This is a genomic window from Colwellia sp. 20A7 (assembly GCF_009832865.1).
In the GTDB taxonomy this organism is placed as follows: Bacteria; Pseudomonadota; Gammaproteobacteria; order Enterobacterales; family Alteromonadaceae; genus Colwellia.
In genome coordinates this window covers 909,261-929,672 of record NZ_CP047130.1, presented here as the reverse complement: position 1 = coordinate 929,672, position 20,412 = coordinate 909,261, and the positions used below count along the sequence as shown (strand labels likewise).

11 protein-coding genes are annotated in these 20,412 nt (G+C 36.9%); 2 read left to right on the top strand and 9 right to left on the bottom strand.

What is annotated here, in order from left to right; genetic code table 11:
- Positions 1-8: 8 nt before the first annotated feature.
- A complete protein-coding gene (gene manD, locus GQS55_RS04000; protein ID WP_159818182.1) occupies positions 9-1,226 on the bottom strand; it encodes a D-mannonate dehydratase ManD in 1,218 nt (405 codons plus the stop codon).
- 398 nt (positions 1,227-1,624) lie between these two features.
- Between manD and GQS55_RS03995 the strand changes: the two genes are divergently transcribed.
- Positions 1,625-4,606 carry a TonB-dependent receptor gene (locus tag GQS55_RS03995; RefSeq protein ID WP_159818180.1) on the top strand — a complete coding sequence of 994 codons (2,982 nt, stop codon included), beginning with the start codon at positions 1,625-1,627 and terminating at the stop codon, positions 4,604-4,606.
- A gap of 646 nt (positions 4,607-5,252) precedes the next feature.
- Here the strand turns inward: GQS55_RS03995 and GQS55_RS03990 are convergent.
- The 6 genes from GQS55_RS03990 to GQS55_RS03965 form a co-directional block, all read right to left on the bottom strand.
- The gene (locus GQS55_RS03990; protein ID WP_159818178.1) at positions 5,253-8,672 is read right to left on the bottom strand and encodes an ABC transporter substrate-binding protein; all 3,420 of its coding nucleotides are present in this window, start codon (positions 8,670-8,672) and stop codon (positions 5,253-5,255) included.
- Between the two features lie 399 nt (positions 8,673-9,071).
- Complete coding sequence (locus GQS55_RS03985) at positions 9,072-9,851, bottom strand: substrate-binding periplasmic protein (protein ID WP_159818176.1); 780 nt, start codon at positions 9,849-9,851, stop codon at positions 9,072-9,074.
- Between the two features lie 226 nt (positions 9,852-10,077).
- Positions 10,078-11,400 carry an MATE family efflux transporter gene (locus GQS55_RS03980; protein ID WP_236559828.1) on the bottom strand — a complete coding sequence of 441 codons (1,323 nt, stop codon included), beginning with the start codon at positions 11,398-11,400 and terminating at the stop codon, positions 10,078-10,080.
- A 219-nt stretch (positions 11,401-11,619) separates the two neighbouring features.
- Positions 11,620-12,384 (bottom strand): 2,5-didehydro-3-deoxy-L-galactonate 5-reductase, encoded by a 765-nt coding sequence (locus tag GQS55_RS03975; RefSeq protein ID WP_159818172.1) that lies wholly within the window; start codon positions 12,382-12,384, stop codon positions 11,620-11,622.
- A gap of 137 nt (positions 12,385-12,521) precedes the next feature.
- Positions 12,522-14,588, bottom strand: coding sequence for a DUF4962 domain-containing protein (locus GQS55_RS03970; protein ID WP_159818170.1), 2,067 nt, complete (start codon positions 14,586-14,588; stop codon positions 12,522-12,524).
- A gap of 67 nt (positions 14,589-14,655) precedes the next feature.
- Entirely contained in the window at positions 14,656-16,446 is a 1,791-nt protein-coding gene (locus tag GQS55_RS03965) for a sodium:solute symporter family transporter (RefSeq protein ID WP_159818168.1), read from the bottom strand.
- Between the two features lie 141 nt (positions 16,447-16,587).
- Here GQS55_RS03965 and GQS55_RS03960 point away from each other — a divergent pair, with 141 nt between their 5' ends.
- On the top strand, positions 16,588-17,598 hold the full coding sequence (locus tag GQS55_RS03960; RefSeq protein ID WP_159818166.1) for a LacI family DNA-binding transcriptional regulator: 1,011 nt from the start codon (positions 16,588-16,590) through the stop codon (positions 17,596-17,598).
- 152 nt (positions 17,599-17,750) lie between these two features.
- Here the strand turns inward: GQS55_RS03960 and GQS55_RS03955 are convergent, their stop codons facing one another.
- Together GQS55_RS03955 and GQS55_RS03950 are read right to left on the bottom strand one after the other, a co-directional pair.
- Positions 17,751-18,341 carry a pentapeptide repeat-containing protein gene (locus tag GQS55_RS03955; RefSeq protein WP_159818164.1) on the bottom strand — a complete coding sequence of 197 codons (591 nt, stop codon included), beginning with the start codon at positions 18,339-18,341 and terminating at the stop codon, positions 17,751-17,753.
- 76 nt (positions 18,342-18,417) lie between these two features.
- Positions 18,418-20,277 carry a PQQ-dependent methanol/ethanol family dehydrogenase gene (locus GQS55_RS03950; protein WP_159822531.1) on the bottom strand — a complete coding sequence of 620 codons (1,860 nt, stop codon included), beginning with the start codon at positions 20,275-20,277 and terminating at the stop codon, positions 18,418-18,420.
- Positions 20,278-20,412 lie beyond the last annotated feature (135 nt).

Below are 20,412 nucleotides of genomic sequence, written 5' to 3'. Positions count from 1 at the left end.
ACAGTTAATTACCAGTTCCAAAGAGTACCGTCTTCTAATCGACTTACCGGTAAGTATGAACGTTTGTATGGATATTCTGCTGCAGCTTCTTCATCAAACTCCACCCCTAAACCAGGCGCTTCACTCATCACCCCCATACCGTTTTCAACGGTGAACTTATGTTTGAAAATGCGATTTAAGCCTTCGTTACCAAAACCAACGAACTCTTGAATACCAAAATTAGGTGCCCAAATATTTAAATGCATATGAGCAGCAAAACATACGGGTGATAAGTCAGGTGCACCGTGTGGTGCCGTTTTAACGTTATAAACACTGGCAAAATCAGTAATTCTTTTAAGTGCGGTTATACCGCCAGCATGAGTTGCGGCCACGCGAATATAATCAATTAATTGATTTTGAATTAGATCTTTACAGTCCCAAATGGTGTTATACGTTTCACCAATAGCTAAAGGTGTTGTTGTGTGATGACGCACAATTTTATAACTGTCTTGGTTTTCAGCAATAGCGGCATCTTCAAGAAATAATAAATTATATGGCTCTAGTAATTTACCTAGTTTTGCCGCTTCAATAGGCGTTAAACGACTATGAACATCATGGGTAAAATTCACCTCATAACCAAAGCGTTCCCGCGCTTTTTTAAATAGCTCAACAATTGAGTTGAAATATTTAGCGGTTGACCATTCTTCTTCTGGTGGTAATGGGCGGCTACCTTGTAATTCAAAGTAATCCTTTTTATCGCCAAGTACACCATAAGTGACTTTTAAGCCAGGAATAGCAGACTGTAAGCGAATGGCTTTAAAACCATTTTCAATATGCTCTTGTGCTTTATCTAAGGTATCGTCAATATTTTCGCCGTTAGCATGCGCATAAAAAGTAACACCTTTACGGCTTTTTCCGCCTAATAATTGATATACAGGTAAATTCGCGATTTTGCCTTTTATGTCCCAAAGCGCCATATCTATTGCCGCAATAGCCGCCATAGTGATTGGCCCTTTACGCCAATAAACACCTTTGTATAAATATTGCCAAATATCTTCAATTTCTTGTGGATCACGACCAATTAAACAAGGAGCAACGTGTTCTTCTAAATAGGCAACCACCGCCATTTCGCGGCCATTTACAGTTGCATCGCCTAAACCATAAGTACCTTCATCAGTAATAACTTTCACTGTGACGAAGTTTCTTCCTGGACTACACACGAATACTTTTATTTCTTTAATTTTCATTGCTTTTCCTTATTTAGGTTATCAAACCAAAAGATAACTAAATCGATTTACTAAAACGATTATCTTACTGATGTAAAATCACTTGGTCAACTAAATTCCTGACTCCATTTACTTCACATTACAACAATTTGGATTGCTCTCACTAATAAAAGCGTTATTGGTGATTATTATAAAAAGACAACAATATAATTTTAAACATATTGTTGCTCTTAACAGCCCGTTTCACTCTTTTATGTGACAAAAGTCTAAGTATTGCTATATTGACATTTGTCTATTTTATGTTAACTTTATCGTAGTAAATCGGTTTAGTAAAACGATTTGTTCTGTGGTTTTACATCTTGTAAGCGATTTATTTACATAAACAATAAATACAACATTACGTAGTAAAAGGGGAATTCATGAAAATTAAATTAAATAAAATAAGCTCTGTACTGCAAAACCGTAGATCACATTCGGTACTATATAGTGCCGCTTTAGCCACATTATTGGCTGCACCTTCTGTTTCAGCACAAGAAGCTCAATCAGCACAAAAGACACCTGAAGTTGAAGTAATAGAGGTTACGGGGATACGTAGCTCACTCACTAGCGCACTTTTAGAAAAACGCGATGCAAATAACCTAGTTGAGGTAATTAAAGCCATAGACATTGGCAAGTTACCCGACCAAAACCTTGCTGAGGTTTTAGAAAATGTTACTGGCATACAAATTACAAGAACAGCCGGTGTAGGTACAGGCGTACAAATTCGTGGCACTAACGCAAATAGAACAGAAATCAATGGTGTTTCTACCGTAGGCTCAGGTACTGGCCGAAGTGGTATCAACTTTGAAGATGTTTCGGCAGGTATTATCGCTGCTGTTGAAGTAACGAAAGCTTCAGAAGCAAAAACGATTGAAGGCTCTGTAGGCGGAACAATTAATTTAAAAACTATCCGCCCTCTTCAACTAAGCGACACATTAGCGACCTTAAGAGTACAAGGTGAAAATAGTAGTTTATCAAGTGATAGTGGTTTAAAACCTAGATTATCAGGTACCTTTGGCGATAATTGGGAAACTGATGCCGGTAAATTTGGTATTGTGATAAGTGCTAATTACGCTGAGCAAGAAGCGACCGCATTTCGTCCTAGATCAGATCGTGATAACTCAATAGCATCCAATAGTGGTGTTGCGAGTGCTCAATCATTCGACTTCTTACCAATTCAATTCTTTGTTCAAGATTATGATAACTACGAATCTGAAACCATCAATATAGCCTCTTCATTAGAATGGGCGCCAAATGAAAATACTAGACTTTATTTTGATGCTATCGTTAATGATCAAGAGCGCAGAGAAGAAAGCTCAAGAGTTCAAGCCTCTGGTGTTAGTGATCTTATCAATGTTTCAATTCCTACTGAATTTGAAACCGTTAATTTTGGCACAATAGATGGTCAAGATCTTGGCTCTATACAAGCTGCAGTTCAAGGGGTAATTCCGGTTGAAGATGGCGGTGCCGATCCAAACCTTCGTTTTTCTGGTGATACAAACTCACGTTTAACAAAAAGCGAAATATTCAGACTTGGCGGTGAATGGCAAGGTGATAACCTTAAAGTCACGATAGAAGCTTCATCATCAAAGTCTGATACAAAGACGCCTAGCTTTAACTCTACCCTTAACTTTATCAATCCAAATGTTGCATCGAATGCTTCAAATGAAAACGGTACACCTTTTCAATATGATCTAACAGGCGGTTCATTAGCATTTGGCATAGCATCAGGTGAAGCAAATGCACCAACGGCTGCTCAACTACTTGATCCTAGCAATACCGTATTACGTGATGTAGAAATAGGTAAAAGTACAGCGAACAATAGTGAAGACGCTTTTCGTGTGGACTTCAGTTACTATGTAGATTCTGTAATAACGTCAGTTGATTTTGGTTATCGCTACAGTAAAACCTCAAGTGTTCAAGATACTGTTATTAGTAGTATTGGTTTAAGAAACATGTCTGATAGCCCAACGGGCGATCTATTCTCAGAACTTCTGATCGCTGGACCAACAAACTTTAACGATGCCGACGGTAGAGAGTTATATGTTCGTGATTATCTACAACTTGATCCTGAGCTTGTTGCTTCAGATCAAGACGGTGCTTTAGCTGTATTACAAAGTGCTATAGATACAATAGGAGGCTCAATAGCACTTGATGCGCCAACTTCAAGCTCTGATGGCTTCTTTGATATCGAAGAAGAAACTAACGCACTGTATGCGCAAGCTAACTTTGAATACGATATATTCCGAGGTAATTTTGGTTTACGTTATCTAAAAACTGACGTTAAATCTATCGGTAATTCAGCAACCACTGATGCGAATGGAAACGACTTAGTATCAAAAGTAACAACAACGGGTGGATATAACTTCTTATTACCTAGAATAAACCTAAGCGTAGACTTAACCGACGATATAGTTATTCGTTCAGGTTGGGGTAAAGATATTCGACGTCCTGATTTTGACGACTTATCAACCTCATTTACCTTTGATACTAGCCCAAACCCTGCTGTCGCTATCGGTAATCCAAATTTGGTACCTGAAGAAGTGACGTCATTTGATCTATCTGCCGAATGGTACTTTACCGAAGCAAGTGTATTAAGTGTTGGTATTTTTCATAAGAAACGTAGCAACCTTCATGTTAGTCAACAAGAAGACCCTTATGAAGACTCAGCTACTGGATATCGTGATTTAACAGATCCATGTGAAGCCGGCGGTATTTACAATCCAATTGCAGATATCAATGTATTTGGGCCTGATATCGGCGTAGGCGTATGTGTGCCGTTTTCTACCACAATCAATGACACTGGTGAAACAACACAAAAAGGTATAGAAATTGCTGTTCAGTATGATCTTTCTAGCTTTGAAGATGATTTAGGCTGGGCTTCTGGTTTTGGTGTTATTGCTAACTATACCAAACAAGAATTTTCTGGTGGTGAAGCATTCGATACGGCGACAAGTCGTGCTAATGACATATTCTCTTTAACAACAGGCATTGAAGATATCAATGTTACTCGTGTACAAGGGCTAACCGATTTATCTGAAAATGCTTATAACTTCACACTATATTATGAAAAACATGGCCTTTCAGCCAGAGCTCGCTATACATGGCGTGAAGCCTACCGTTCTGAAGATTTTGGTAGTACTACTAGCTTCCCATGGGGTTTCCCTGTTGTACAGGAAGACAGAGGGCAACTTAATGCCAGTATCAGCTATGACATTAACGAACAACTTAATGTTGGTATTGAAGGTGTAAACTTGACTGAATCAGATATTACACAATCATGTGTGAATGAAGGCGGCTTACTTTGTTATCAAGGTTTAACAGAACGTCGTATTACTGTAGGAGCCAGTTACAGATTTTAATATGACATTGTAAAGCAAAATGTTAAACGCTGTGATTAGTGTCAGAGGTAGTAATCACAGCGTTTTTTATTAGTGAAATATAATAATTGAACTTCCCATGGCTTAATTAAACCAAACTTGACGCATAAGTCAGCTTCATCAATGAAAAATATAACATCATATTTTAATGCTCATTTTAAAAACCATCGATTCAACCACTTTCATTCATAACGTCTTATGTTTTTCATAGCTAAGATTAGTTATTATTTAGTCTTTCAGTCGCTATGGCTAACATTATGTTCAATGACTTTAAAGGCTGCTAGGATACAAAAGCAAAAGTAAGCCCTGGCTTAGCTAGCGATAAGTGATCTGAATAATCTGCCCTAAACTAGAAGTTTAAGTTGTTCTAAATGATCATATTCAAACTTGTTAAAATCCTGAAAGCTGACATTCGATTAATTTTAATATTAATTTTTAGGCGTAATGAGGCACAAAGCGAGATAGGAAATGTTACTGGCTTCACTTTAAATTAGTGACTAAAGTCACTTAGCCACAACATGAGGTGCTTTAAATCACAGGGCCAAGCATTATCTAAGCTTTCGTGATCATTCATTTTCGGAATGATCGTAGTTTAGCTCCATTCAAAATTTAGCTTAAGGGTAATTTATTAGCTTTTAATTACCTGTATTGGGTGAGTGACGATACCTTCGTTAAACATAGTTTGATTTCTACCATTTTCTTTTGCTTTATAAAGTAATACATCTGCATCTTTGTAAATATCACTAGTATGATGCGATTCATTTACAAAAACACTATATAACCCTATTGAGACGGTGACATACTGGCTTACCTTGCTCCCCGAATGTTCTACATGTAGTGCTTCAATGGCTATTCTAATGCTTTCCACAAAGCTTAAAACATCTTCTCGTTTTTCAGATTTAAACAGGAGCCCAAACTCTTCTCCGCCAAGTCTGAAGCAATAATCATCTGCGCGGTGCAATTTATTTTTCAATGTAAGGGCAATAAGTTGTAATACTTCATCCCCTTTTTGATGCCCATAAATATCGTTATATTGCTTAAAGTAATCTACATCCATAATTAAAAATGAAAATAATCCGTTATCTCTTTTTAAGCTATTTACATATTTTGGAAAAATATCGTCAAAGTGCCTGCGGTTATAAATATTGGTGAGAGCGTCTGTTATTGATATTTCTTCTATACGTTTTTTATCGGTTATATTATGCCTTGTTGAGGTGTAACCCGTGATTTTATTTTTTGTATCAAATACAGGTGAAATCGAAGCTTCTATCCAATAAAAAACGCCACTTTTCTTCCTGTTTTTCAATTCACCTTTCCACACTTTTCCTTGTGATATGGTGTTCCATAACTCTTTATAAAGGCTAGTTTCGGTATCTATACTCTTAATAATACTGTGATTCTTCCCCATCAACTCTTCTTTTGTATATTCACTTTCTTTACAAAATGCTTGAGAAACATACGTGATTTTTCCCGTAAGATCCGTTGACGAGATTAATACATTTTCATCAACTATTTTTATATGATCTTCAAGTACGCTATTGATTTTATTAATCGATCTGTTTTTATACAAAACTACGGCAATCACAGTCAGTAAAAATAAACTTAAAATAATGACATTGGTATAGTTCACCTGCTCTTCATATTTAATCGATAGCCACTTATTCAAAATATCTTTACGTTTTTGAGTGGAAACTTCAGTAATAAGCTTATTAAAGATACTATTGAGTAATGGCTCATCAATGCGTGTCGCCATTGAAAAATCTAGCGTGTTATTCACTTTACCTGCAATTTTTAAATCTCCTATAAAGTGTTCATTTATGTTGTAACCTACTGATGGCAAGACACCAATAAAACCATATATTTCTCCATTTTTTACTTTAGTTAGCCCTTCTTTTGCACTTTTTACTTTTATCATTTTTATTGTGGGGGAAGCTGCTTTTAAGTCTTCAGTAAAAGCAAAGCCATCTACGATTCCTAGCTTTTCTGAAATCACATTGGATATATCATTGATGAAGGGCTTGTCATGTTGTGTGGCAATAACAATCGGCATATTCATTAAGGGGGTAGTAAAATTAAAGTACTCTTTTCGTTCTTTTGAAGGTCTCATAATACTGACAAAGTCACATTTTCTTTGTTTACTAACCTCAACAGTTTCTAACCAATCTTTTGTTTTAATTAGCTTTATAGGAATAGGTAGTTCTTTTTTAAATAGCTTTATATATTCTGCCGTCATTCCAATATGTTGATCATCTTCAATCTTTTCAAAGGGCATCCAATTAGGGTCAATACACATATTAAGTATTTTTTTATTTTGCATATATTCTATTTCTTGAGGACTAAATTTTACATTTGAAATGGGGGCTATATTTAGCCATTTCTGTTTTAGTTCCACTATTTCATTGTGTGTAAGCGAGGCATTTGCTTTTTCTAAAATAGATTTTAATACTAGGTTTCCTTTAGATACCCCCAAATAGAAAGGAACATTATTTTCTTGTCCGAGTAGGTTACTAATCTGAATGTTTTTTAGATTACTCAACCAACCTTTTTGAATGTAATAATCAATGGTTGCCAAATTAGATATTACCGCATCAGCTTTACCACTTGAGACTGCTGCAACTGCATCCTTAACCGTACCTGCTAAATAGAGTTTTTGTTCTGGGTATTTCTTTTCCAAAATAGTATGTAAAAATGATTTATTGAGTACAGAAACCACTTTTCCTTCTAAATCAGACATTGAGTTTAATGTCTGATTTTTTCTAACGGCAACACTAATCGAGTAATCAAAGTGCTCAAATGTGGTAAAATCTATGTACGCTTTTCTATCTTGATTTATGGCAATATTAGGTAACACATCAAGTTCACCCTCTTTGAGCATTTTTAGGCTTTCTTCCCAGCTTTTACCGCTAATAAATTCAACAGAAATCCCCGATTTTTTTGCCAGTAAGCTTATAAAATCGATGCTATACCCCATCGCTTGATTATTATCATTAAAATTAAAGGGTGGGAAGGAGGCCATGTTTTGGACTTTTAAAACAGGATTATTTACTAAGTATTCTTTTTCTTGCTGTGTAAATTTTATACTTGTGTTTGTGGATTTAAATTCTTCAAAAATAAAGTCTTTAATATCTAAAGAGTCTTCTGCAAGACCATATTTTTTATATAAATCAGAAATATATTGCACTCTTCCTTTGTCGATAGAGCCAATAGGAATAGTTTCTTTGGAGATGATTTTATCGATAGCATTTGCTTCATAACGTAAGTGCTCAAGAGATTTATCAGTGTTATATTTGTTATAAATTAATTGAATTATTTCTTCTTTATTATTTAATGCATATTCCCAACCTTTTAAGGTGGCTTCTTTAAATCGTTTGACTCTATCAGGATGATTATTTACTTCATTTTCATTGGTAAATAACATGTCTCCATAAAGATCAATGCCATAGTTCATAGGGTTAATAATATTAACGTCTATTTTTTGTGTTTTAAAATAGAATAATTCATTACTTAAATAAGCAGGCGTTAAATCAACGTCTCCATTTATCAATTTTAGATAATCATCTTTCTCTCTTTTTCTAATTAAATTAGGCTTGATATTAAGCTGATTTAACATGGCTAGGATAGAAAATCCATCTGCATCACTTTGATAAAAAGTAATGTTTTTATTATTTAATTCATAAGGTGAATTAATGCCACTTTTTTTAAGTGCGATTAATACACTTGGAGAGTGTTGGAGAATAGGGGAAACAATCACTATAGGCTTTTTTCTTATTTTATACAGGATCAATACCGAGTCTGCTACACCGTACTGTGCATCACCACTGATAACCTGCTCAATATTATTCGAGTCAATTTGTTTTTCTTTTATATCAACGTCTAAACCCAAATTCTGATAAAACCCTTTTTCCTTCGCTGCGTAGTATCCTGCGAATTGAAATTGATGAAACCATTTAAGTTGGAGCGTTACTTTTTCGGTTTCACTCGCACCTGCCACATTAGAAAAAAACAGTAGTAGTAAAAGTATGATGGAATAAAATATATGTTTTTTCATTATGATCTAATGGAATAAGGCTAAATAAGACAATGATATTATAGTCTTTAGTAAAATAAGGCCTGCTGATTTAGTCTATACAGCTATTGCTAAGTTTTCAATATACAAAGTTTCAATATACAAAGTGTAGTGTATTAAATGGGATCAGGTACACTTTATTACTTATCAAACTACTCATAATAAGTTCAACGCCAGTGCTTTACTTAAATCCGCCTGATAGACTAGTAGCAAACCCTAGCTAATATTCTTCTAAATATGCTTAAGAATATACAAAAGCTAATGTCAGCTTCTGTTTAGGTTTGTTAGATACCAGTCGCGACAAAACACCATAAGACCCACAAGCTTCACTCCTCAGACGGGTGTATAACAAACCTAAACAAAAGCCGACATATCATTAAACTAATTGAGACTCTTCGCTTGCCAATCAGGCATACCGTAACGCTTTAATATTTTTGATAGTTGACCTGTTGCTCTTAGTTTTATTAAGCCCTGGTCAAATATATTGATGTATTTGACTTTAAACTCAGGAGAATAACCAATATAAAGAGGAACAAAATCACCATCTGTACCAGCATATTTTAAATTGGAAATATTTCTGTTCTGAAGTTCATATTCAATATTAAAGCGCGAATCCAATACCATTGATATTCGTTGCTTACTTAACATCATTAATATATTAGATAATGGACTGTTACCTGAGGCTAAATATATAAGTTGACCTGAAGTTTCTTGGAGCTGAGTTATTCCATCGCTATATTTATAACCTTTAATTATTCCTAGCGTGTTACCCTGTTCAATCTCTTTTTTTAGACTTTCTATAGAGCTAAATTTCCACTGGTTTGTTTTTACGACATAAAAATCATTATACCAACCACCATAAACTTTCAGACTTCGTTTTAAATGATATTCTTCAATATGTTCAGCGGTTAAAGCTAACACCATATCTAATTTTGATTGTTGCAGCAGTATTAATGAACGTTCGAGGGGGAGAATATTAAAATTAATATCTAAACCATTATGTTTAGCAATTTCATTTATGACCTCAATTAATACACCCGGCTTGTGTACTTCATTGCAAATATAAGGACACCACTCGTCCGAACCAACGTTTAGTGTTTCGTTTGCAACGGTATTAAAAGAAACTAAAAGGATAATGACGGAAATATATTTAAGCAGCACTTGTATTATTCATTCTTTGAAAAAGCCATTCTATTTATTGAAGGTATTATACTTATAATGAATACGCTACGAAAATAAAATTTATAAACGCTCTTATTTGCCAGTCAGTGAACAACAGTTAACGCCCGCTTTCGTATCAATTAATATTCCCTAGAGCTATCAATCTACTATAAGTCAGTAAGTATATTGATTAAGCTAAAATGATATTATTTATCAATAAGTAATATCATAAACGGCTTATATAAGTTTTCTTATAGCGATAAAAGGGGATGGTTTTGAGCAGTTCTTCTATTGGTATCATGGCGAATGCCCAAAAAATGGATACCTCAAAATACAGAACTAAGACAGCACAAACAGGCAGTGATATGGCCCATTGTGTTACAAAGTGAATTTTAAGCACGAGATTACTATTCCCTAGTGCGCGAAGAATATTACCGGCAACGGTATTGTAGGCACGAATAATTGGCAGAATGATATAAAGCGGCGCAATAATCATTAGCGCTGTTTGAGTTTCAGGTTCAATATCTGGATAAACCCATCTAATACATTGGCTGAGTACAAAAAATAGTCCCGCAATAATTACTGACAGCGTCATGCCGACTTTTGTACAGCTAGTAACAAAATGCTTAAGATCGCTGGTTTCTTTTTGCCCGAGCAACTGACTAATACTGATGCCAGAAGCTTGAGCCCAAGCGTTAGGAAATTGCGTACCAGCGCGAACCCAAGGAAAAATCAAGGTAATAGCAACAAACGAGAACAGATCCAATTGAGCGAACAATAGTTGGTAAACAGTCGCCCCAACGGATAAAACAAAAAAGTTAGCGGCTATAGGATATATTTCACGGTATTGAGGGCCAATCTCTAACCAAAAGTGTCTATTTTTAGGGTATGTCAAATCGACTTTATTATCAGTGCGCAAAGCCAAGTAAAAAAATATCGCTCTTAAGAATACTGCAATTAAGCTGCCCCAAGCTGCTCCTTCGACACCCAGCCCTTGATGTGTTGCAAACCCGTTTATCAGAAAATAGCTAAGTAAGGCATTAATTGGTAATTCAATCATAAAGCCTTTTAATGGTACTTTGGAATCACCTTGACCATTACAAAAAGCCGTACAAACTTGCGTGTATGCTGTTATCACCACGATATACTTAATGATGGATATATATTTATTCGCTAGCTGTGCTAAATCACTGTCATCAGTAATAAAAGCAACTAAATCAGTACCCCACAAGGTTAGAATAAACAGAAAAACAAAGGAGGTTGATATATTGATCAGCAAGCCAGACCAATATGCTACCGCTAAATCAGCCTTATTATCTGAGCCGAAAGCTCTGCCGACCAAAAGTTGAATACCATTACCAATAGCAATTTCAAGACCTAATACAAATGCCACTATCGTTGTGGCAATACCCATCGCGGCAACAGGTAGTTCTCCCAGTGGTGCAACGAGCAATGTATCAATCATTAACATCGATTGTACTAGCAACGCATTAAAAGCGAGTGGCCATGCTAATGCAAAATTACGCCGAACATACGCACTAGAGTTCATCAAGAAATAACCTTTATTAAAAAGCCCCCTACAACAGATAAATAGTTGTAGAGGGAAGCGGGTAAACTGTTCTTCAATTTAATCATCGATATAAAAATTCTATAATCGATATCGTCTTCTGATCTTACTAACGGTTATTATGTACCGGAAACTAACTAAAAAAATATAACGACTACACTTACTATAACTAATAATAAACTATTGAAATAGCATTACTTATTATCGGCCCATCCATCCACCATCCACTAATAAAGTAGTACCATTTACATAGCTTGCGGCGTCAGACGCTAAAAACACAGCAGGTCCTTTAAAGTCTTCTGGTTTACCCCAACGACCTTGTGGAATTCTAGCTAAAATAGAAGCGGAGCGTTCTGGATCATTACGTAAGGCTTCAGTATTGTCTGTATCTATATACCCAGGCGCAATCGCATTCACATTTACGCCTTGCCCAGCCCATTCATTTGATAGTGCCATTACTAACTGCCCTATCGCACCTTTACTAGCTGCATAGCCAGGAACCGTAACCCCACCTTGAAAGGTTAATAACGAAGCAGTAAAAATAATTTTACCCGCGCCACGAGCAACCATTTCTTTACCAATTTCGCGACTAAGAATAAATTGAGAATTTAAGTTCACATCGATAACTTTGTCCCACAACTCATCTCCGTGATCTACAGCGGGTGCACGTAAAATAGTACCGGCATTATTCACTAAAATATCAATTTTAGGAAAGTCAGCTTTAACCTCTTTTATAAATGAATACAACGCTTGGCGGTCAGAAAAATCACATTGATAACCTTTAAAACTACGTCCGAGTGCCACTACTTCTTTTTCAACATCTGAGCCTTTTGATTCTAAACTGGCTGAAACCCCAATAATATCCGCGCCAGCTTCTGCCAACCCAAGCGCAATAGCTTTGCCAATGCCACGTTTACAGCCCGTAATTAAGGCGACTTTACCCGCTAAATTGAATTTTTCTAACATTTACTTTATCTCCTAATCATTATTTATGACCGAGTTATTACTCACTTTTCGATATTCATGATTCATAGCCTAGGAACTGACAATCGCTAATTTAGCGATTGCATTAATGGCTTATTGATTAATTACTTGTCAAAGGCCTACAGCACGCCATCGTAACTTGTCGTTTTAATAACCTTACCCGCTTTATCCTTTAAAACAGAAACCCATTTTGATTCCGCTTGAATGTTTTGATAAACAATTTTATTTTCGTTAGAAAAAATAAAGGTTTCAATATGATCTTTCGAGGTTATTTCAACACCAATACAGTGTTCACCTTTAATCGACGTCACTGAAATGTTATCACTCGCGTCACCTTGAATAGCATCTTTAGGCTGAAGTACATTAAGGAAATAACTATTTTTACTTTTTTCTGGGTTCTCAATTAATAATGTTTTTAAGCTAATGCGACGAATATCATCCGGACGTTGAGGCGTCATTATTTCTTCAACTAAGGTTTCATCAACTTTCGTTGCTCTCACTTCTGGGAATACCGTAAATACGTTAAGCGCGCCAGTCCCATTAACAATTTCAAACTGGTTTTGGCTTACTTGATTTGCATATTTTTCTGAATGCATACGCCAAGTATATGTGTGCTCTAGCTCACTCTCTAGTTCGTCTAAAAAGATGAAATAGCCACATTCGCTATTAATGATATGACGTGCATTACGTGTTAATTCCATTTCTGGATAATACATTTTACTCGATTCACCAACCACATAGGTATAGCCATTTTCATTAGAAAAAGCTTCAATTTTTGCAATGGCTTCTTCTGGCACATCTCGCCATACGTTATGAATGCCTTTACAGTTTAAGTCGAATAATTCAGGATCACTTAAATCCCCTTCATCCCATATTTTCTCACCAACACAACCGGTACCATCAACCGTAATCAAGTTGTGAACTTCCGCTTTAGATGTACGGTTGTAGCCCTCATCAATCGCTAAGGACGCGCCATTATGTATTAGTATAAAGTGATTAAAATCTACGTGATAATGGGTCAAACTACGGGTTTTCCAATCGTTTTCTTTGTCTAACTTCCAGCTAAGTTCCCATTGCTTATGACCGCCAGCAGGGCTTGATTTAAATGAAAGATGCGTAGCATCTGTGTCCCAGCTAGAACGCATAACCACAAGACCAAGATCTGGGAAGTATTTGGTTAACGGCAGCGCTTCTGGTGACTTTTCTTCTATCTCAGGGTTAAACCAAATTAACTCTAAAAAAGCCTCAGGTAAAATACCTGGAAAAATTTTACTTTGATAAGCTTCCCTAAATAAGAACTTAGTGCGTACCATTTCACCTAACCATTGCGCCTGACCATTATTATATTCTGATGCTATTTTGTAGTAAGCAGAAATGGAATGAGAGCTTCTTCTATCATGCACATCGGCAAAGTTAATATTCTCTTCCCAGTTAGGCGCAGACTGGTAAATACGGTAGTCGAATGAATTTTTTAAAAAGCCTGCATCAAAGTAGTTTGGACCACCGTCTTCACGAATATAATCGGCCGCAGATAAGAAGAAGTTAATCGCGTATCGCCAATATCCTGTTCCTTCATAGTTAGAGCCATCTTCAGGCAGGTATTCAAATACTTTTTCAAAGTTGTCTTTGATTTCATCAATCCATACTTGTGCACCTTGGTGCTCAGAGCGAATAGCATAAGCTGTAGTTAATAAGCCTGAATAATTAATCCAGTTATGATTTTGCCAATAGTTGGTCGACCAACAATGGCCTAAGTTCTCTTGGCCGTAATCAAAAATCTTATTGCCTTGCAGGATCAATTTATTAAGAAACTGACTACGTTCTTCTTCAGTTAAGTAATCTTTTATCCAATCGTAAGAAAGCCCTAAACCATACAGTAACCATGACGCACTAAGATCCACATCGACTAAAAATCCATATCCCCAAACATCATAATTAACCGCAGTAAAAATCCAACGCTTTGCTTCTTGCAGGTAATGGTCTTGTTCAGTTAATAAATAGGCCAAACTTAAGTTTGCCGCAGCCATTCCTATATAAGTAATACTAGTATGTGGATGTTCTACTGATAACACTTCGTTTTCATACGCGCTACATTGCTCTAAAAGTCGAGTCAAATGTTCTTTACGACAAGTCTTGAGCTCTGCTTTTAAAACATCAAGTTGGTCGTTTATAAGTAAGTAATTCATTGTTAATTCCTGTAATAAAAAGTGATAAATAATGAGAATCAGTAAACTCTCGAGAAAATAAGTCTCATTATTTTATTTGTGATACCGCATCCTTGGTTTTAGTAACGGGCTCCTTCCCCGCTTTGAGCATTAACAAACTGATTACCCCAATTGTCACTGCAAGTACCAGAATAACTATTCTGCCTTCTAGTGGATTTGGAATGATCAGCATCAAGGCAATGAAACCTGCTACTGCCACACCAAAGCGCCCAATAGCGGTAAGTTGACTTAAATCATTGCCCTCACCTATTTCTTTTTCAAAATCGATAGGTGTTTTCATATTAGTAAAGAATTTATCAACCATTTGACGATGCGCAGATCTTTGACTTGGTGCAAAAAGTGTTGAGATTAAAAAGCCAAACGTTCCGGAGCCTAACACTCCAAAAAATTGCTGCTGAAAATTCCATTCGAAGCTATCGCTATACGCTTGTGAGAAACCAAGGTAACTTAATGGTACTTCGAAAAAAGCTAAGCTAGAAAAAATTAGCGCACAAGCAATAGAAAACAATGCTGCCCACCAAGGTGTTTGTCGAATAAACATGCCTAAAAGTAACGGAATTGTAATTGGCATAGAAAGTAGTGTTCCTACTTGCAGCATGATTTCAAATATTCCGGAGCCATCTTGCTGGGCAAAATACAGCGCTAACAATACAATTAAGAAGCCCATTACCCACGTTAAGGTACGCCCGTAGTTTAGTAGTTCAGATTCTCGTTTAGCTTTCCAACTTAGTTTACGTGATATTTTCGGATATATATCTTTGATTAATATGGCAACATTAGTATTAAGCCCAGTATCCATTGAACTCATTGTCGCAGCAAGAATCGCAACAACAATTAAGCCCACTAGCCCCATAGGTAACAAGCTAATACTTGCAACGGCATAACTAGCCTCAGCTGGCTTGGCTATGTCGAATGCCATAACGAGATCAGGATATAAAAGTCGAGCGGTAATGGGTGGTAAAAACCAGATAAAACTACCAAGCAGCATCAATACAGAACAAAGCAAAGCAGCTTTTTTAGCTTCTTTCCCATCTTTAACAGAAAAATAACGTGGTGCAGCATTCATCGAATTAAAGACAATAAATTGTTTTGCCATCATGGCACTAGCCCAGCCCCATGTGTACGCACCACCAAAGAGTGTAGCGGAGTTGATCATGCTATATTCTTCGGTTAATCCTTGTTCTTCTATTTTCACAAATAAATTTTCAACTCCGCCCAACGCATCTAAGCAAAGGTAGGCAACGATTAAGGTAAGTGGTACTAAAATTAGACCTTGCAAGAAGTCGGTCGCCATAACAGCCCAGCGTCCACCAGTTGCAGAATATAGTAGAACAACAACACCACAAACAACGATAACGTAATTAATGTCGTAGCCAAATACGGCAGAACAAAAAATACCTAAACCGTAAAGTGCCATAGCCGAATATAAAATACGAATTGGTACTTCATAGTATGCATAGAAATCACGAGTTTTCTCACCAAAGCGACCAGCAATAGCTTCTGGAAAAGTAGTCACCCTCATTTGGCGTAACCAAGGCCCCATAAAAAGATAATTGACGAAAAAGCCAAGTACGTTACCAAAGAATATAAACATGGCGGAGAACCCAGACTCGTAGGCGATACCAGCAGCACCGGTAAAAGTCCACGCACTAAATGCACTCATAAAAGCACTACTACCCACTAACCACCACGTTCCTTTGCTGCCCCCTTTAAAGTAATCATCGGTATTTGCCGAAAACTTTTTGAAAACAAGACCAACGATAATGATCAGCAGAAGGTATCCAACGATCACTAGATATTCAACATTCGAAATTTCCACTCTTTTTACCTTTTTATTAGGTTGCCAAAGTAATTAATAATGATTAGTAAATCAATTTACTAAACCGATTTAGTTGATTAAGTTATCATAATATTGCAAAATGTCAACATTCAAGTATTTGGACTTTCAAAGAAAATACACATGCAAAAAAAAATAAAGTTAATTGATGTTGCACAGCTTGCCGGCGTTTCAAAAAGTACAGTATCTCAATACCTAAATGGCCGTTTTGACTACATGTCAGAAAAGACAAAAGAACGCATAAAGCTGGCTGTAGAAGAACTTGATTATGTACCAAACCCTATTGCTCGTAGTTTAAAAATGAATAAAACGAAAACAATAGGAGTAATAGTAAGGGATATTACCGGCTTCTATACAAGCCGTACTCTTAGAGGGATTGATGACTATTGTAAAAAAAGTGACTACAACGTATTAATATATAATACGGATGTTGATCCCGAGGTTGAAGCAAAGTCGCTAGAGACATTGTACCAATTACGTGTAGACGGAATTATTATTGCTTCTTCAGGTCAAAATACAAAATTAATTGATAAATATATTAATAACGGTCTACCTATTGTTCATTTTCAACTTGAACATGATGGCAATGAAAAAAATATAATTGTTTCTGATTATCGAAAAGCGGCGTTCGACGCAACGGAATACTTAATAGAGTTAGGACATAAACGAATTTGTTTTCTTACTCAAGATTTTCAGAGTATGAAATCAAGAAAAGACCGTTACCTTGGCTATACCGATGCTTTAGAAAAGCATAGCATTCCTGTTGATCAACAATTGGTTCAATATTGGCACCGAAATACCGGTTTTCAACAATCACCAAAAAGTATGCTTGCTGCGACTAATCCGCCAACCGTCTTTTTTACACAGCATTTACCTATTACCACAGAGCTATTAACAGCGTTTAATAACGAGAATATTTCGATACCTGATGATGTTTCATTGTTGGCTTTTGATGAACTGCCAATGGCTGAGTATTTAAAAGTACCTATTACAGTAATAACCCAAAACCCTTATGAAGTGGGTAGAGAGGCAACAAAGTTGTTACTTGATAAAATTAGTGACGATGAAACTCCGCCACAAAAAATTGTCCTTCCTTGTTCTTTTATTAAAAGACAATCTTGTAAAAAAATATAAAAGGAATGCAATTAAGCCCTCTACAAGCATGAGGGCGCTTAACTGAAAAAACATTGGAAGCCTCAACGCCTTGTTTACTGCAATAGCAGAGGCTTTACATTTATGATATTTAGCTTTTAGAGCCACTTATATATTTACTTGTACTTTTTAGCTTACCAGTCATGTGGGCAAAGTTCGCAACCTTCCATATAAGCCCCCTGAAAAATGGCATACCGTTTGAATACACCATCCATTACTGCATCTTTAAAGTTAGCATCGTAAAACTTGGCTTCTTGCACATTAGCATTTGTTAGATTAGCTCTTGTTAGGTCGGCTTTAGCAAACCAAGCCATTTCAAAATTAGCTGCTCGTAAGTCGGCATCAATTAACTTAGCACCGCTCAACCGAGCAAATTCAAAACCACCCCCGCGTAAATTGGCTTTATTAAGCTTAGCGCCTTGTAAAAATGCCGCCCATGCCTGTACTGATTCTAAATTTGCTCCTCGAAGATCGGCCCCTTTGAGGTTCGCATGGCGCAAGTCTGCACGAACTAAGTTAGCACCACGAAGATCGGCACCAGCAAGGTTAGCATTGCCTAATTTAGCATGTCGCAAATCGGCATTACGCAAATCAGCACCTGCACAATTAGTTTTAGGCATAATTACACAACTACCTATTCGCCTTTCAGTGATATCTTCCGCTTGAGCGAACTGAGTGCTTATATGTAAAAAAATTAGCGTGAAAAATAGTTTTTTAATTATCATCTTCATCTTCCTATGTGAGACAACACAGGCCAGCTTTACTGGCCTGTGTTAATATTAGCTACCGATACGAATCAGTTTAGTCAAGACGTGCGATATCTTTCGCCCACTTAGGTACTTTAAATACCCAGTAAGATCCACCTTGAGATACTGGTTTGGTTAAATCAGCCATACCGCCACCCCATAAAGGTACTGCGCCACCATATCCTGATGCTACGCCAACATACTGCTCACCGTCCATTTCCCAAGTAATAGGACTAGAAATAATGCCACTACCCGTTTGGAATTTCCAAAGCTCTTCACCAGTTTTTGCATTAAATGCTTTAAAGAAACCATCACCAGTACCTGTAAATACAAGGTTACCTTTGGTTGCTAAAACACCAGCCCAAAGTGGTAATTCTTCTTTATGTTGCCAAACAATTTCACCACTTACCGGATCAATAGCTCGTAAATTACCAACGTGATCATCGAACATACGTTTAATGCTGAAGCCTTGTCCAATATACGCAGAGCCTTCAGTGTATTTAACTTCTTCAGTCCAGTAATCTTCTTTCCAGTGGTTAGCGCCAATATAAAATAAACCTGTATCTTGGCTGTAAGCCATCGGATTCCAGTTTTTAGCTCCTAAGAAAGGTGGTGATACTTCAATACTTTTACCACGTTTCTCTCCTGGCTCTGGTTTTGGCGGACGTTGACCTTCTACTTCTACCGGGCGGCCAGTGATAGGGTCGATATGAGTCGCCCAAGAAATGTTTTCAACAAATGGGAAAGCTTTAATAAACTTACCGTCTTCTCGGTTAACAACATAGAAGAAGCCATTACGGTCGGCATGAGCAGTCGCTTCGACAACTTTACCATCATCTTCATATTCAAATAATACTAACTCGTTGTTACCTGAGAAATCCCAAGCATCATTAGGTGTATGTTGATAGAACCACTTCACTTCACCAGTTGATGGGTCAACACCCAATTGTCCTGATGTGTAAAGACTATCGTAATCTTCTGTTTTTCCATCTTTGCCAGTACGTGCCCAACCGTTCCATGGAGCTGGATTACCAGCACCAATAATAATGGTATTGTTGTCAACATCAAAGCTAGCACTTTGCCAAGGAGCGCCGCCACCGTGATGCCAAGCTTCTACTAATTCACCATTGTCATCACGCGGCCAAGAAGGTGCACGTACATCGCCTGTTGGCGTACTTTCTTTACCATTAAGACGTCCCATATGTCCTTCAACAAAAGGACGCATCCAAATCTCTTCACCTGTTTCCGTATCTCGGGCAAACAACTTACCAACAATGCCAAATTCATCACCAGAAGAGCCATGAATCAACATTACACGACCTGTTTTTTTATCCTTGATGATAGTCGGGGCACCAGTCATGGTGTAACCAGCTTTGTGATCACCGAATTTTTTATTCCAAACTCTTTCACCTGTTTTTTTATCAAGTGCAACTATTCGCGCATCTAGCGTACCAAAATAAACTTTGTCACCATAAATAGCCGCACCACGGTTTACCACGTCACAACAAGGACGAATATCTTCAGGTAAACGATGACTATAAGTCCATAGTTTTTTACCTGTTCGTGCATCCATCGCAAAAATTCTAGAGTAAGAAGCTGTCACGTAAAGTACACCTTCATGATACAAGGCTTGGGTTTCTTGTCCTCGTTGCTTTTCATCACCAAATGACATTGTCCACTGTGGAACCATCGCTTTAATAGTGTCAGTATTAATCTGAGTTAAGTCACTATAACGTTGTGCTTTAACTCCCATACCATAACCAAGTACATCAGTAGTTGTTTCTTGATCATTAGCAATTTCTTCCCAAGTGACCTTGCTTGACTTGGCATGTACATTCAACGCAGCACTTGCCAATATTACCGTTGCAATACCTACAGCAATACGATGTAGTGCCCATTTTTTTTGGTCCGGCATTTGACGAGAATTATCTATTTGTGTTTTCATATTATTTCCTCAATTAATTGTAGCTATTCAGCTAGGTAAAAAACTATTTACTTAATAAAAACTATGAAGCATCTACTACAAATATGTATTGCTTGTCACAGTGAA

Coding starts and splice junctions, on each gene's coding strand:
- GQS55_RS03990 (WP_159818178.1), bottom strand. CDS start 8,672: ATGAAAAAACATATATTTTATTCCATCATACTTTTACTACTACTGTTT.
- GQS55_RS03950 (WP_159822531.1), bottom strand. CDS start 20,277: ATGCCGGACCAAAAAAAATGGGCACTACATCGTATTGCTGTAGGTATT.
- GQS55_RS03960 (WP_159818166.1), top strand. CDS start 16,588: ATGCAAAAAAAAATAAAGTTAATTGATGTTGCACAGCTTGCCGGCGTT.
- GQS55_RS03975 (WP_159818172.1), bottom strand. CDS start 12,384: ATGTTAGAAAAATTCAATTTAGCGGGTAAAGTCGCCTTAATTACGGGC.
- GQS55_RS03980 (WP_236559828.1), bottom strand. CDS start 11,400: ATGAACTCTAGTGCGTATGTTCGGCGTAATTTTGCATTAGCATGGCCA.
- GQS55_RS03970 (WP_159818170.1), bottom strand. CDS start 14,588: ATGAATTACTTACTTATAAACGACCAACTTGATGTTTTAAAAGCAGAG.
- manD (WP_159818182.1), bottom strand. CDS start 1,226: ATGAAAATTAAAGAAATAAAAGTATTCGTGTGTAGTCCAGGAAGAAAC.
- GQS55_RS03955 (WP_159818164.1), bottom strand. CDS start 18,341: ATGATAATTAAAAAACTATTTTTCACGCTAATTTTTTTACATATAAGC.
- GQS55_RS03995 (WP_159818180.1), top strand. CDS start 1,625: ATGAAAATTAAATTAAATAAAATAAGCTCTGTACTGCAAAACCGTAGA.